General features: G+C 39.3%; 12 protein-coding genes. 6 read left to right on the top strand and 6 right to left on the bottom strand.

What is annotated here, in order from left to right; translation table 11 throughout:
* Positions 1–53 precede the first annotated feature (53 nt).
* Positions 54–1,094 carry an aldo/keto reductase gene (locus ACNR9Q_RS02030; protein WP_419212920.1) on the top strand — a complete coding sequence of 347 codons (1,041 nt, stop codon included), beginning with the start codon at positions 54–56 and terminating at the stop codon, positions 1,092–1,094.
* A gap of 105 nt (positions 1,095–1,199) precedes the next feature.
* Here ACNR9Q_RS02030 and radA read toward each other — a convergent pair whose 3' ends face one another.
* The 6 genes from radA to panC form a co-directional block, all read right to left on the bottom strand.
* Positions 1,200–2,561, bottom strand: coding sequence for a DNA repair protein RadA (radA, locus tag ACNR9Q_RS02025; protein ID WP_419212919.1), 1,362 nt, complete (start codon positions 2,559–2,561; stop codon positions 1,200–1,202).
* A 61-nt stretch (positions 2,562–2,622) separates the two neighbouring features.
* A complete protein-coding gene (locus ACNR9Q_RS02020; RefSeq protein ID WP_419212918.1) occupies positions 2,623–2,796 on the bottom strand; it encodes a hypothetical protein in 174 nt (57 codons plus the stop codon).
* A 45-nt stretch (positions 2,797–2,841) separates the two neighbouring features.
* Complete coding sequence (locus ACNR9Q_RS02015; protein WP_419212917.1) at positions 2,842–3,984, bottom strand: alpha/beta hydrolase; 1,143 nt, start codon at positions 3,982–3,984, stop codon at positions 2,842–2,844.
* Positions 3,985–4,011: 27 nt separating this feature from the next.
* A complete protein-coding gene (locus ACNR9Q_RS02010; protein ID WP_419212916.1) occupies positions 4,012–4,977 on the bottom strand; it encodes a lysylphosphatidylglycerol synthase transmembrane domain-containing protein in 966 nt (321 codons plus the stop codon).
* A 2-nt stretch (positions 4,978–4,979) separates the two neighbouring features.
* The gene (panD, locus tag ACNR9Q_RS02005) at positions 4,980–5,330 is read right to left on the bottom strand and encodes an aspartate 1-decarboxylase (RefSeq protein ID WP_419214236.1); all 351 of its coding nucleotides are present in this window, start codon (positions 5,328–5,330) and stop codon (positions 4,980–4,982) included.
* 13 nt (positions 5,331–5,343) lie between these two features.
* Positions 5,344–6,189: a pantoate--beta-alanine ligase gene (gene panC / locus ACNR9Q_RS02000; RefSeq protein ID WP_419212915.1), complete on the bottom strand. Its 846-nt coding sequence runs from the start codon at positions 6,187–6,189 to the stop codon at positions 5,344–5,346.
* 103 nt (positions 6,190–6,292) lie between these two features.
* On the opposite strand from panC, the gene ACNR9Q_RS01995 reads away from it, so the two are divergent.
* From ACNR9Q_RS01995 to ACNR9Q_RS01975, 5 genes are all read left to right on the top strand, one after another.
* A complete protein-coding gene (locus ACNR9Q_RS01995; RefSeq protein ID WP_419212914.1) occupies positions 6,293–7,102 on the top strand; it encodes a glycogen/starch synthase in 810 nt (269 codons plus the stop codon).
* A gap of 5 nt (positions 7,103–7,107) precedes the next feature.
* On the top strand, positions 7,108–9,027 hold the full coding sequence (locus ACNR9Q_RS01990) for a DUF4270 domain-containing protein (protein WP_419212913.1): 1,920 nt from the start codon (positions 7,108–7,110) through the stop codon (positions 9,025–9,027).
* Positions 9,028–9,186: 159 nt separating this feature from the next.
* Positions 9,187–11,031 (top strand): glutamine--fructose-6-phosphate transaminase (isomerizing), encoded by a 1,845-nt coding sequence (gene glmS, locus ACNR9Q_RS01985; RefSeq protein ID WP_419212912.1) that lies wholly within the window; start codon positions 9,187–9,189, stop codon positions 11,029–11,031.
* Between the two features lie 188 nt (positions 11,032–11,219).
* Positions 11,220–14,003: a TonB-dependent receptor gene (locus tag ACNR9Q_RS01980; RefSeq protein WP_419212911.1), complete on the top strand. Its 2,784-nt coding sequence runs from the start codon at positions 11,220–11,222 to the stop codon at positions 14,001–14,003.
* 16 nt (positions 14,004–14,019) lie between these two features.
* Complete coding sequence (locus tag ACNR9Q_RS01975; RefSeq protein WP_419212910.1) at positions 14,020–15,654, top strand: G-D-S-L family lipolytic protein; 1,635 nt, start codon at positions 14,020–14,022, stop codon at positions 15,652–15,654.
* The last annotated feature ends 93 nt before the right edge of the window (positions 15,655–15,747 follow it).

The following is a 15,747-nucleotide window of genomic DNA, read 5'->3' as shown; positions in this document are numbered from 1 at the left end:
GCCTATTCGGCATATTAATTAGTAAATTTGTAACTGAATTAGAATAGCATTTTATGATCTACACCAATTTACCACATACCGATATTGAAGTAAGTAAGATCTGTTTGGGAACCATGACATGGGGCAACCAAAATACCGAGGCCGAAGGTCACGAGCAGATGAATTTTGCAATGGATAAAGGTATTAACTTCTTTGATACCGCCGAACTGTACCCTATACCTGCGCATAAAGATCGGTATGCCCTGACGGAAAAAATTATTGGAAGTTGGTTTAAAAAAAATGGTAACCGAGAGGATGTTGTTTTAGCCTCGAAAATTGCGGGAAAGGCCGAGATGTCAAAATTCATCCGTACTACAGGTTTTAATCGGGAATCAATTATTGATGCTGTTGAAGGTAGTTTAGGGCGATTACAAACAGATTATATCGATTTGTACCAACTACACTGGCCGGATCGCAACACGAACTATTTTGGTCAAAGGGGGTATACCCACGATATAACGGACCATTGGGAGGATAATATTCATCAAGTACTGGAGACTTTGAGGGATTTGATTCGTGAAGGCAAGATTCGACATGTTGGTATTTCTAATGAAACACCGTGGGGGACCATGAGGTTTTTAGAGGAAAGTAAAGTGCATGGTACACTGCCTAGGACCATTACCATTCAAAATCCATATTCTCTTTTAAATCGATTATTCGAAGTAGGTATGGCCGAAATTTCTATGCGGGAGCAAGTTGGTTTATTGGCCTACTCGCCATTGGGATTTGGCGTTTTAAGCGGAAAATATTTAGGGGATCGCTTACCTGAAGGATCTAGAATAGACCGTTTTCCGCAGTATAATAGATATAGTGGCACTACTGCGGTGGAGGCTACGCAAAGGTATTATGAACTTGCTCAATCGAACGGTCTTTCCTTGGCTCAAATGGCACTGGCGTTCGTAAATACAAGGCCTTTTGTGACTAGTAATATCATCGGTGCCACGACAATGAGACAATTAGAGGAAAATATCGGAAGTATCGATATAGAACTTTCGGAAGATCTGATTGACGGAATAGAAGCGATACATACATCAATACCTAATCCTGCGCCGTAATATGGAAAGTCTTATTTTTTTAAAGGTAGGGTTTTGGCAAGCGGTCTTAATCATAATCGTCATCATAGTAATATTGGTTTTAGCAAGGATAATGAGGGATAGGCGTTAACCAAACAGGTTTCTGGCAACTTCTTCTATTTTAGAGGCAAGAAGTACTTTTATCTTAGTCGATTTTAGTCCTATTTTATTGTTTTTTGATACGATAATGGTGGTGTACCCTAGTTTTTCTGCCTCCAGTATGCGTTGTTCCACACGTTGAACGGGCCTGATTTCTCCCGCTAGACCCACTTCGGCAGCAAAGCAAATACCTTTATCAATGGGAATATCCTCGTTGCTGGAAAGAATGGCCGCTACCACGGCTAAATCGATTGCAGGATCATCTACGGAAATTCCACCTGTAATATTCAAGAAAACATCTTTAGCCCCTAATTTAAAACCTGCCCTCTTTTCAAGTACGGCCAATAACATATTTAGGCGTTTTGCATTATAGCCTGTTGTAGAGCGCTGTGGAGTACCATAGACCGCTGTACTCACCAAGGCTTGAATTTCAATAAGAAGTGGACGCATGCCCTCTACGGTAGATGCAATGGCAGTTCCGCTCAATCCATCATCGTTTTTTGAAATCAGAACTTCGGAAGGATTATTTACTTCTCTAAGTCCGCTCCCTTGCATTTCGTAAATACCTAACTCTGCGGTAGAACCGAATCTATTCTTTAATGATCGAAGAATACGATACACATAATTACGATCACCTTCAAATTGTAAAACTGTATCGACCATGTGTTCTAAAATTTTTGGCCCGGCAATAGAACCATCTTTAGTGATATGGCCAATAAGAATAACGGGTGTGTTGGTCTCTTTGGCGAATTTTATGAGTTCAGCGGTACATTCCCGTATTTGTGAAATACTTCCGGCAGCAGATTCTATGTAGTCTGAATGAAGGGTTTGAATAGAGTCGATAACGACGATATCGGGTTCGGTAGCTTCAATCTGTTTAAAAATATTCTGGGTCTTTGTTTCTGTTAGAATAAAACAGGTTTCACTGTTTGGATGAATACGGTCTGCCCGCATCTTAATCTGTTTTTGACTTTCCTCCCCAGAAACATATAAGGTTTTGTATGGTAATTTTAGCGCAATTTGAAGGAGCAATGTACTCTTGCCCACGCCCGGCTCACCACCTAACAACACTAATGCACCGGGCACTAGTCCACCCCCCAAGACCCTATTGAATTCAAGGTCGAATGTGTTAAGGCGAATTTCTTTTTCAATGCTGATTTCATGGACCAACAAGGGTTTAGAAACTCTTTTCGCTGTATTGGTCGGGGTTTTCCAACTTAGTTTCTCCTCTTTTTGAACTACTTCTTCTACAACCGTATTCCATTCTTTACAAGCGGCACACTGTCCTACCCATTTGGCATATTGGGTGCCACAGTTTTGACAGAAAAATGCAGTTTTTGTTTTGGCCATTTTTAGTTTTCCAGTTTTGGCTAAAGGTAGGAAGAAGTTTGAAAAATGCTAGGATGTTACTTTATTGACTATCACTGGATTTTTCTTTTTTGTTAGCACTAAAAGCCATGAAGAACGAAGCCCAGGCCATGAACAAAGCAATGCCGCTGTACGGCATTATAAATTCTCCTTTTAGTCCGTAGTACGTGAACAGTACACCGGAGAAGACAAAATAAATTGCGTCGATTTTAATCATTGTAGGTCAATTTTGTATTGATTTGGGATCAATAGTTTTAGTTTTTTAAAAGCCAAAGTCAGCCTTAAGGGCATCCATCTTTTCTAATGCCATTTCTTTGGTCAGGAAATCTATTTCTTCCATCTGAAATGCTTTCTCAAACGTTTTAAGCGCTTTTTTGGGTTCCCCTAATTGCTCGTAGTATTCTCCTTCAAAATAAAATCCTAGCATGGTGTCGGGGTATTCTTTTTTGCAAAGGTCGGATAGGGGCTTTAAGGATTCAAAATCCTCCTTTTTTCTAGAGGCGGCGTAAATAGCCATGATATCATTTAATTCCACCGGCTTACTAAAACCGAATAGGTCGACGATGCCCTGATATTTATGCTCTAAATACGTGTAAACAGGTTCTTCTGAAGTCAGGATTTGGGTCTTGTATTCCTTTGGGCTTATAGGCTTGAACATTCCGAAGATATTATCGAACGCTTTTCCTAAACCGTAGGTCGCTACAGAGATATGGTCGGCACTTTTATATTCATCAAAGAAATAGTGTAAGGTTTCTTTTTCCAAAGCCTTAATGCCTTTGTCCATCGCCATTATTCTTTGGGTGTCTTGGGTGGCTTCCCCTTCAATGATGAGCTGGTAGAATAGTTTTTTTTCAAAAGTATTTAAACGTATAGGTACTCTGGTTTCCATTTCAGGGGCCAATATGGGTGAGATGCTCACGTAGGCATCAAAAATAGAATGGTCTTTGAATAGCCAATAGTTCTCGAAATTTGCGGTAATGTCATACCCTACGATCATTTTAAAAGGAGCTGTACTGTAGTTCAAGTCTAAATAGGGTATGAGTTCCATCCCTATGAACTCATAAAAGCTTTTTCCCTTTTCAGAGGGTAGGCCGCTTTCTGGATCGAAGGCGCAATCGGCATATCTTAAATCATTTTTACTTTGGTTGATGCCTACGATGATACTTTGTGGCATACCGTGGAAACGACTATAAAATTTTGAGGTAGCTACCACTTGTTCGAACAAATAATCTCCATCTAGAACTATGATGAGTGGGTACTTTTTGTTTTCGTCCATTTTTTCGGGAAAATAGTACTGAACATCCCTGCGTTCTTGAAGTTTAAAAGATTCGAAAATTTCCTGGGTAACTTGGGAATGGGACACTATTACAAATAATAGCGTGAAAATTAGTAATAGATGACGCATATCGGGTTATTGAAAATAGTATGGTTACTATTTGTTTCTGTTCAATAACGGTAATAGAAGAAAAGATATTGTGCCAAAAACGACGATCATCAAAGTCTGTGAGATCCATATAATCCACCCGAAAGCATCCCCTGAAACGGCACTTATTCCAAATATGGTCAAGGCACTACGTACGGCAATGGGGTATAATCCTATGCCTCCATTCGTAGTGGCCATTGCGAACGCTCCCGCTACAAAAGCTACGAGCAATTGGCTTAAGGTGAGGTCAATGGTTTCGGGAACCGTGAATTTGATGACCCAAAGCATGCCGATATAGCACGCCCAAATGAAAAAGGTGTGAAACAGAAATAGCCATTTGTGCTTCATCTTGAAAATACTAAAAATACCATCTAACAACCCTTTTATGAAGTTCCTTATCTTTTTGGCGAAACTATTTTTTGATTTTTTGATGAGTAAAATAAAGAGCAGCAATCCTATAACTCCAAACCCGACTAATAAAAGCAGCCCTTTACTATTGAATCCTCGTTCTAAAAGAATCTCCATAATAATATCGGTCTGAAGTAAAAATGCGGTCAAGATTATTGAAAGTAACATGATCACATCGATGACCCTTTCGGTAACTATGGTGCCAAACCCTTTTTCAAAAGGTACATTTTCATAGGTGGTAAGCGCAGTGGCCCTTAATACTTCACCGGTTCTTGGTATACCTAAGTTGGCGAAATAAGAGGTTAAAATGATGAGAACATTGTTGAACAGGCGGGGTTTGTATCCTAAAGGTTCTAAAAGGAAATTCCACCGTATGGCTCTCGAAATATGGCCTAAAATCCCTAAAAACACAGAAAGAGAAACCCAAAAAGGATTCGCTTCCTTGATGTAGAAAAGTATTTCTTTACGATTTTCTGGCGTGGTGGAGCTATAAGAGTACCAAACCAAAAAAACTCCCAATGCTATTGGGAGTATGGTTTTAAGGCTTTTTTTTAAGGCACCGGTCAAATTTAGTTCAATAGATTAGTTTTTTCGTTCGGAAAAACCAATGACGGGTTGAATTTCTTCGCTTCTTCGAAATCCATCCAAGCATAGGCGATCAATATCAAAACATCGCCAACGGCAACTTTTCTGGCCGCGGCACCGTTCAAGGTTATTTCACCACTTTTTCTTGGCCCCGGAATAATATAGGTCTCTAAACGTTCACCATTGTTGTTATTTACGATCTGTACCTTTTCGCCCCGTATTAAGTTGGCTGCGTCCATTAAATCTTCATCAATAGTAATGCTGCCTACGTAATTTAGGTCGGCACCGGTAACTTTTACCCGATGTATTTTTGATTTAACTACTTGTACTTGCATCATACAAAATTAATTAATTAAGGGCTATATTGTCTATTAGCCTAACTTGTTCAGCATAAACTGCGATAAATGCCCTATACTTAGTATTGTCGATTTTCTTTTTGGACGGGGTCAATGTTTCTACATCGGCTATTTCAAAATATTCCAGTTTTAAATTTTCATTTTCTTGAAATTTTTTGCTTACCCAATCCTTAATGGATGTCGCACTTTCCATGCCAAATTTTTCCTTGGCAGTTTTTAAGGTTTCATAAACGAACCCAGCCTTTTGTCGTATCGTCGCACTTAACCTTTCATTTCTTGAACTCATGGCCAGACCGTGGTCTTCACGAACAATTTCGCATCCAATAACTTCTACTGGAATTTTTTGAATTTCAACCAGCTTTTGAATGATGCGCAATTGCTGAAAATCCTTCTCTCCAAAATATGCCCTCGTCGGTTGTATGAGTTTGAACAATTCTTCTACAATGGTGGCCACCCCATTGAAATGATTTGCCCGAAACTCACCTTCCATAACTTTGTCCAGACCTGCAAATTCATAATTTTTATGAATGATTTTCGTTGGATATATTTCAGAAACGGAAGGTGCGAAAATTAATATCTGATCTGAAATGGACGATATTAAATGCACGTCATTATCTAAGGTCTTAGGGTATTTTTCAAGATCTTCTACATTGTTGAATTGGGTCGGATTCACAAAAATACTGACTACCACGTACTGATTTTGCGATACGGCCTTTCTAATTAGTGATACGTGGCCCAAATGAAGAGCTCCCATGGTAGGAACCAGACCGATGTCTACAGAAGCATCTATTTTAATTAGTTCGTCCCTAAGTTCTTTCTTGGTCTTTAGTACCAACATTGAAAATGTGCATTAGCGAGCAAACTTACTATAATTACTGGTAATCTCTATATTTTTTGTAATTTTGCAGCTACGTTCCAGTGAAAAATTAAATATAACCTTTATGAATGGTAAAAAGATATTATTTGTATCTTCTGAATTAGTTCCATATTTACCCGAAAACGAAGTTTCCCTAATGTCTTATGAAGCCCCTCGAATGGTCAACAGCAATGGTGGTCAAATAAGGATTTTCATGCCACGATATGGGAATATCAACGAAAGAAGGCATCAATTACATGAGGTGATCCGGCTTTCTGGAATGAATTTGGTGATCAATGATATGGATATGCCCTTGATCATAAAGGTAGCATCTATCCCTCGGGAAAGAATCCAGGTTTACTTTATTGACAACGAAGAATATTTTAAGCGAAAAGCTACGTTTACCGATAAGCAGGGAAAGCTTTTTCCAGACAATGATCAACGTGCTATTTTCTTTGCGAAAGGCGTGATGGAAACGGTTAAGAAGTTGAATTGGTCTCCTGATATTATACATGTACATGGCTGGATGGCCAGTTTGCTTCCATTGTATTTGAAGAAATACTACGCAGATGAACCATTATTCGCCGATAGCAAAATCGTGCTATCCGTTTATGGAAAAACCTTTGAAGGTTCCCTTGATCAAGAGATGATTAAGAGGATTGCATTTGATGGGATCCCCGAAGAAGAAATAGCTTCTTTAGGTGACCCCACCTATAATAATTTGTTAAAGGTGGCCGTAGATTATTCAGATGCGGTTATTTTAGCCTCGGAAGAAATTCCAGAAGAACTAGAAAACCATATATCTAACCAAGAAAAACCAGTGTTGCAGTATGTTCCCGTTCAGGAGTTTGAGGAAGCATACGCCAATTTTTATAACACCGAAGTTTTAAAATAATCTGAATGAATTTTTCGAAGAAATCCGTTATACCCACTTTTTTGGGGCTTTTTTTGATATTGGGTATTTTGGTTTCCTGTGAGCAGGACCTTACGACTCTTGGAGCTGGTGTAGTAGGCAATGAGCCTTTCAGTACAGGTAAGGAAGTGTATGACGTTTTTGCGTACAATAAAAATATTGAGGCCGTACAGACCAATAAATTGCCTATTTATCAATTAGGGACCTATAATGATCCAATTTATGGGAGAACACAGGCATCTGTTACTTCGCAACTATTCCTTTCCACTCCAAACCCTACGTTTGGTGTTCTAAAACAAGAAAAGGAGAATAAGGCGGGCGCTACGGGAGAAGCCATTACGGTCATTGACGAAGATGAAAAGGTAAAGGAGGTGTTTCTTTACATTCCATTTTTAACCAAAGGTGGAACGAGAGACCGTGATGCTGATGGCGTAGACGATGAGTTTGACAAAGAACCGGACAACCCCAATAATGACAATGACGGAGATGGAGTTTCCAATAGGGTAGAAAGTGCAGCGGGAACAGATCCCTTAGACCCAACAAAAGTAGATGCCAATGGTGATGGGCTTAATGATGGTGATGGTGAACAGATTTTCAAAAACAATTTTGCCAAAAAGGTAGAACTTGACAGTATTTATGTAAATGGCAGTAACTATGACGACATTGACCGTTCCACTCCTGTTAAGTTTAATCTAAAAGTAGAACGATCTACTTACTTTTTAAGAGATTTAGATCCGAATGCTAATTTTCAAGAATCTCAGGCTTACTATTCTTCGCAGCAATTTTCGCCGGATTTCGTGTCAGATTCATTGTTCAATGGTGTCGTAGAAATCAGTAATGAGCAGTTTTTAATACCGAAGGTAGATGACACGACTACAGAAGATGTAAATGAGTCGAAAACGTATACAAAATTAGAACCAGGAATACGCATCTCTTTAGATAATTCGTTCTTTCAAACCAATATTCTGGATAAGGAAGGAAGTTCTGAATTATTGAGTTCGGCTAATTTTACCGAGTTCATTAGAGGCCTCCATTTTTCAATTACCGAGGAACAAGGGAATGACGTGCTTTTTCTCTTCGATTTAAAAGGCGCTAACATCACAATGAAATATACGTATAAAAGTTATGATACGAATGGCACGACTGATGATACCAGTGATGATAATCCTAATTTAAGAAAGGAAAAAGATTTTACGTTTTCATTTTTGACCCTCTTACAATCAGGGGCCGTCAACGGCAATGCGGTGAATACCATACTAACTGAAAATTATGGTCCTCAAATTTTGCAAGCTTTGGATAATGATGAAAATGCCTCTAGAATTTATTTAAAAGGAGGCCCTGGTACTTATGCCGAACTTAATCTTTTTGAAGAGAATGGCGGCGAAAGTATCATAGAACAGATAAAAAGTAATAATTGGGTAATTAATGAGGCCAATTTGGTTTTTTACGTAGATCGAGATGAATTGGATGCCAAAGGTTCTAAATTGGAACCACCTAGATTGTATTTGTACAATACCGAGAATAAATTTCCTTTGATAAACCTGAACCCCCTTAGACAACAGAATAATACTAAGGCTAATCCCTTGTTCGGTTTATATCTTAATTACGGGGGTATTATTGAAAAGTCAAACGGTAAAGGTGTTAAGTATTCTGTTAAGATTACGGATCATATCAACAATTTAATAGTTCGTGATTCTGCAAATGCAACCTTAGGTCTAACGTTATCCACAGATATCCAGAATTGGAATGTGGCCAAGGCCCAACTGAAAAACGGTGAAAATAGGATTCCGACGACTTCAAGAACAACCCCTTTAGGAACTATATTGTACGGAAGTAATCTTCAGGCTACCGATCCTAATTTCGATAAAAGGTTAAGACTCGAGATTTTCTACACTAAAGCCGATTAACCGAGTTGTCTATTCTATGATGTTATATGCTATTTTACAGCAGATTATATCATTTTATAGATTATTCACGTTGTATAACTGAACAATCTATAAATTAGAACATAATTAGTATAGATTCGTGTAGAAAAATTAATAAATAAATCACCAAACAGTAATTTTATGTGTGGAATTGTTGGTTATATAGGTTACCGAGATGCTTATCCAATTATCATAAAAGGCCTTCAACGATTAGAATATCGAGGTTACGATAGTGCCGGTATCGCATTATTCGACGGAAATCAAATAAATCTTTCCAAGACAAAAGGAAAGGTTGAGGATTTGAAAAATAAAGCGAAAAGTATTTCTCAAAAAGGAACGATTGGTATGGGCCATACGCGTTGGGCAACACATGGTGTTCCTAATGATGTTAATTCACATCCACATTATTCAAATTCAGGTGATTTGGTCATTATACATAATGGAATCATAGAAAATTATGAAGCCATAAAGAAGGAATTGACCAAACGTGGATATATTTTTAAATCTGATACGGATACTGAGGTTCTGGTGAACTTAATCGAAGAGATAAAGAAAACTGAAGACGTAAAACTTGGTAAAGCGGTTCAAATAGCCCTTAATCAGGTAGTTGGCGCATATGCAATTGCGGTATTCGATAGAGAAAAACCAGATGAAATAGTGGTGGCAAAGCTTGGAAGCCCCTTGGCTATAGGTATAGGTGAGAATGAATTTTTCATAGCCTCCGATGCTTCACCCTTTATAGAGTTTACCAACAATGCCGTTTACCTTGAAGACGAGGAAATGGCAATCATCCGTTTAGGGAAGGAAATAAAATTAAGAAAGATTAAGGATGATGCGGTAGCTTATCCCAGGGTTTTGGAACTCCAAATGAACCTAGAGGAAATTGAAAAAGGGGGCTATGACCATTTTATGTTGAAAGAAATTTATGAGCAACCCCGAGCAATCAAAGACACGTATCGTGGAAGGTTACTGGCAAATCAAGGATTGATCAGAATGGCAGGGGTCGACCAAAATTTGGAGAAGTTATTAAATGCAAATCGAATTATTATTGTAGCCTGTGGCACTTCATGGCATGCGGGATTAGTTGCTGAATACATTTTTGAGGATTTGGCAAGGATACCGGTCGAGGTCGAATATGCATCGGAATTTAGGTATAGAAATCCCGTCATAACCGAAAAAGATGTGCTTATCGCTATTTCACAATCAGGTGAAACGGCCGATACGCTGGCCGCCATTAAACTTGCTAAGGAAAAGGGAGCTTTTGTTTTTGGGGTTTGTAATGTTGTCGGTTCATCAATCGCTAGAGAAACAGACGCCGGAGCCTATACACATGCTGGTCCTGAGATCGGTGTTGCTTCCACAAAAGCCTTTACCACACAAATTACGGTTCTAACATTAATTGCCCTGAAATTGGCCAAAGCTAAGGGAGTGTTCTCTGAATCGAGGTATCACGAGTATTTGACCGAATTGGAAACCATTCCCAGTAAAGTAGAAAAATCCTTGGAATCTAATCCTTTGATTGAAATTATCGCCGATGTGTATAAGGACTCTACAAATTGCCTTTATTTAGGAAGGGGATATAATTTCCCCGTAGCCTTAGAAGGGGCTCTTAAGTTAAAGGAGATAAGTTATATACATGCCGAAGGTTATCCTGCGGCTGAAATGAAACATGGCCCTATTGCTTTAATAGACGAGCATATGCCCGTTTTTGTGATCGCAACCAAAAAGGGGCATTATGAAAAGGTAGTGAGTAATATTCAAGAAATAAAGTCAAGAAAAGGGAAGATAATTGCCATCGTAACTGAAGGTGATGAGCAGGTTAGAGATTTGGCAGACCACGTGATTGAAGTTCCTGAAACTTTAGAGAGTTTAACGCCATTATTGACTACGATTCCTTTGCAATTGATTTCGTACCATATTGCGGTAATGAGAGGTTGCAACGTGGATCAACCGCGTAATTTGGCGAAATCGGTTACGGTAGAGTAAATAGCTGAAAATAATGTTTTAAAGGGTCACGAATTAATTCGTGACCCTTTTCTTTTGCGTAATAAGTAGTTTAATGGTAGTATATTTATCAAAATAATACTATGCATGCATAATTTTTTTCAAATTACTATTATTGAGCTAAAATTATATGTATCTTCCACCAAACTAATTTTAAACTTATATTAAGAATGAGAGCAATACTACTTCTAGCTTTAATGGCTATTGGGACTATTGGGTTTTCCCAAACCACTATTAGTGGTAATGTTGTTGATCAAAACAACGATCCTATCCCTGGGGCCAATATTGTTATTGTTGGCAAAACTATTGGGACCGTAACGGATTTTGATGGTAATTTTACACTTGCGACATCTGAAGTTCCACCGTTTAAATTGGAAATTTCCAGTATTGGATATTCTAGTGCAACGGAAAATATAACTAGCGCCAATCAAACGATTTCGGTTGTTTTAAATGAATCCCAAACATTTTTGGACGAGGTTGTAATATCAGCTTCAAGAACTCCCGAACGTATTTTCGAATCTCCTGTTACGGTAGAAAGAATTGGCCTTTCAGAAATCAAGAATACTACTGCTGCGGACTTTTATAGTGGATTGGAAAATTTAAAGGGGGTAGATATAAATACCAACAGTTTAACTTTTAAATCTGTAAATACAAGAGGTTTTGCTTCTTTTGCCAATACGCGTTTCATGCAATTGGTTGATGGTATGGACAATTCAACACCTGCATTAAACTTTCCTATCGGAAATTTGGTAGGTATGATCGAAACCGATGTTTTGAGTGTTGAATTATTGCCAGGTGCTTCTTCCGCACTTTACGGGGCCAATGCCTTCAACGGTATTTTATTCATGCGCAGTAAAAATCCCTTCGACTATGAGGGAATCAGTGTTTCTATCAAAAGAGGTGTGACTTCCCAAGAAGCAGCCGGAACGAACGCATATACCGATTTTGGAATAAGAGCAGCTCATAAATTCAGTGAGAAATTTGCTGGTAAAGTCAACTTTGGTTATTTAAAAGGTACAGATTGGGCTGCCACTAGTGAAGTTGATAAGTTTGATCCTACCCGAACCAGGGCTGACCTTAATTATGACGGTATAAACGTATATGGTGATGAAGTGTCTGCCGACATAAAGGATGTGGCCGTTACATTAGAGGGTTTAGGTATCTTGCCAGCAGGTGCCAACGCTTTGGTTCCTTCACAGGAAGTAAGTAGAACAGGGTATAACGAGCGCGATCTTACAAATTATAATGCCGAGAGTATTAAAGCAGATTGGGGTTTGTACTATAGACCTGTAGAAGGTAATAGTTTGGAGTTATCTTATGTTGGTAAAGTGGGTACGGGTAATACTATTTATCAAGGTACGAACAGGTACAACATCAGAGGATTCTTTCAAGAACAGCATAAGATTGAGCTTAGAAATGATAATTTCTTCGTGCGTGGTTACGTGGTGGCGGATAAAGCAGGTAAGTCTTATGATATGGTTTTTACAGGGATCAATATTAACCGAGCATGGAAAGATGACAGCACTTGGTTTGGACAATATACGGGAACTTATGTTCAGGCCACTTTGGCCGGAGCTACAGACGAACAAGCGCATGCTGCAGCTAGAGCTCAAGCTGAATCAGGTCGATTTTTGCCCGGAACGCCAGAATTTAAGGCAGCGTTCAATAAAAGTGTCAATGATCCTAATTTGGCCACTGGATCAAAATTTCAGGATGCCTCAAAATATTACCACTCAGACGCCAATTACAATTTTAGTCATTTAATCGATTGGGCGGAAATTCAGGTTGGGGGTTCTTTTAGGGAGTATAGTCTGAATTCTTCAGGAACAATTTATACCGATTTTGATGGGCCCATTCATTACCATGAGTTTGGGGTCTATTCACAAATTCAAAAGACACTTCCTTTTGAAGGTGAGAAAAGCTTGAAATTGACCGGGTCTATGCGCTATGATAAATCAGAATTTTTCGATGGATTTTATTCTCCAAGATTGTCAGCAGGACTAACGCTTAATAGAAATCATAATATTAGAGCATCCGCCCAAACAGGATTTAGAAACCCTACCACTCAAGATTTATTTATTGGGCTTGATGCCGGTAGGGCTATATTAGTTGGTTCGGCACCAGATAATTTAAACCGATACTCTAGAGACTATACCGTAAGTGGTGGGGGACAAGGGTTGGGTCAGCCGGCGACGATAACGCAAACTGGAGCTGCTGCCTACAACAATTCGTATTCGGCTGCTTCCGTACAACGTTTAGGGGTTACAGGGAATCCAGCGGATTTAGAAATAGCAAATCCCGATATAATTAATCCAGAAAAAGTAACATCTTTTGAAATAGGGTACAGGGGTAAGGTAAAAAAGTTGGTCATTGATTTCAGTACGTATTATAACAGCTATAAAGATTTCATTTCTCAAGAAGTAGTTGTTGCGCCTTATTACGGTACTGTTGGAGATGGATCCTTGTCCGTTGCGTCGATTGCCAATGGAGATTACCAAGCCTATAGTGCCTACACGAATACAGATGCCGATGTTAATTCATATGGGGCATCGTTGGGGCTGAGCATGAAAGTGCTCGGAAATTATGATTTGGAGGGTAGTTACACCTTTACAAAACTTGATTTTGACAGGGAAGCAAATCCTGATGTGATGTTGAATTTCAACACGCCCGAGCACAAATTCAAAGCTTCTTTTGGAAACACACAATTGTTCAACAATTTTGGTTTCAATGTTTCCTATAGGTTCAGCGATGATTATTTCTGGGAGGCGACATTTGGAAATGGAGTTGTACCTGAATTCCACGTGGTTGATGCCCAAATAAATTACGATGTGCCCAGTATAAAATCTTCTTTCAAATTGGGAGGTACCAACTTGACCGGTAAGGAATATTTTACGGCCTTTGGAACAGGTTTTATTGGTTCTATGTACTACCTATCTTGGACTATTAACAACTAATTAAATTAAGGTTGAAATGAAAAATTTAAAATACATATATATTTCTCTCGGATGTATCGCATTTACAGCTTGTAATGATCCTGAAGATGTTGACTTTACAAAAGAAGTCGTGGTTGAGGAAAAAGCCGAACTAACGGCCGGGTCGGCAGATTTCTCCACTTATGTTTCGGTCGGAAACTCTTTGACAGCCGGTTTTACAGATGGGGCTTTATTCAAAGCGAGTCAAAACTTATCGATACCGAATCTTTTATCCCAAAAATTCAGTTTGGTCGGCGGGGGTAGTTTTACACAGCCTTTGACCAATGATAATATTGGTGGACTTGCCCTAGCCGGAACCCGAATTCAAGGACCGCGTTTGGTTTTTGGTGCTGCTGGTCCAGTTCCTTTAGAGACCGCTTTGAACACTACGGTTACCGTGACGACGGATATTGTTTTGAACAATCCTACAGGGCCATTTAACAATATGGGGGTTCCTGGTGCGAAAAGCTTTCATTTATTGGCACCTGGCTATGGAAATGTAGCAAATGTACAAGCCGGACTTGCAAATCCGTATTTTGTAAGAATGGCTTCAAGTCCATCAACAACCGTAATTACAGATGTAATGGCTCAAGCACCTACTTTCTTTTCCCTTTGGATAGGAAACAATGACGTATTGGGATATGCTACTACGGGTGGTGACGGCACCAATCCGATAACCCCGGTAAACGGAGCTCCTGGTGTTGGTTTTGATGGTACTTACGGAGCTTTGATAGCAACTTTGACTTCAGGTGGAGCTCAGGGCGTTGTTGTGAACATACCGAATGTAGTAGATATTCCACACTTCACAACGGTGCCATATAATCCTTTAGATCCCACTAATCCTGATTTTGGACCGCAAATTGAGACCCTAAATGGAATTTTTGGTCAATTGAATCAGGTATACGCCTTTTTAGGGGTCCCAGAACGTTCCATTGAATTTTCTACAACTGCAGCTAGTGAGGTAGTTATAAAAGATGAAACCCTTACTGATATATCCGCGCAAATTACGGGTGTTTTAAATGCAAGTCCGACGTTTCCTGCTTTTGTCCAGTCTTTTGGACTTCCGGCCCAGGCGGCACCCTTAGTGGCCACCTTATTGGGAAATACCTACGGACAAACACGTGAAGCTACACCTCAGGATTTATTTGTATTGTCTAGCGCAAGTATAATTGGGAATGTTAATCTTGATTCCGTTACAGCCCTTATGAATGCGGGACTGCCACAACAATTGGCCGGACAGTTTTCAGTGGAAGGGATTACACTTCCACTTGCCGATAAATGGGTGTTATTACCTAGCGAGCAAGAAGAAATCGCTATGGCAACCGCGGCATTTAATCAAATAATAGAAGCAGCGGCCAATCAAGCTGGCCTAGCTTTTGTCGATGCTAATAGTTTATTGAAAAAATTGGCGAATGGCGGCATTACAAGTGGGCAGTTTACCTTAACCTCTAATTTGGTTACCGGTGGTGGCTTTTCTCTAGACGGTATCCATCCAACTTCCAGAGGCTATGCATTAATCACCAATGAATTCATGAAAGCTATCGATGCCACGTATGGATCGAATTTTGAGGCATCCGGTAACTTATTGAACCTCGGAGACTATCCAACAAATTTCTCACCAACGCTTCAGTAGGTAAGGGTGAAAATTCATGCTATAAAAGGTGCTGTTTAAGCACCTTTTTACTTTTGTAAAAAACCAAAAAAACAATTTTTGTTTAAAATTGAA

This window comes from Maribacter sp. X9, from assembly GCF_048537565.1.
In the GTDB taxonomy this organism is placed as follows: domain Bacteria; phylum Bacteroidota; class Bacteroidia; order Flavobacteriales; family Flavobacteriaceae; genus Maribacter.
The sequence above is the reverse complement of the archived record's forward strand: the minus strand, read 5'-3'. Positions and strand labels throughout refer to the sequence as shown.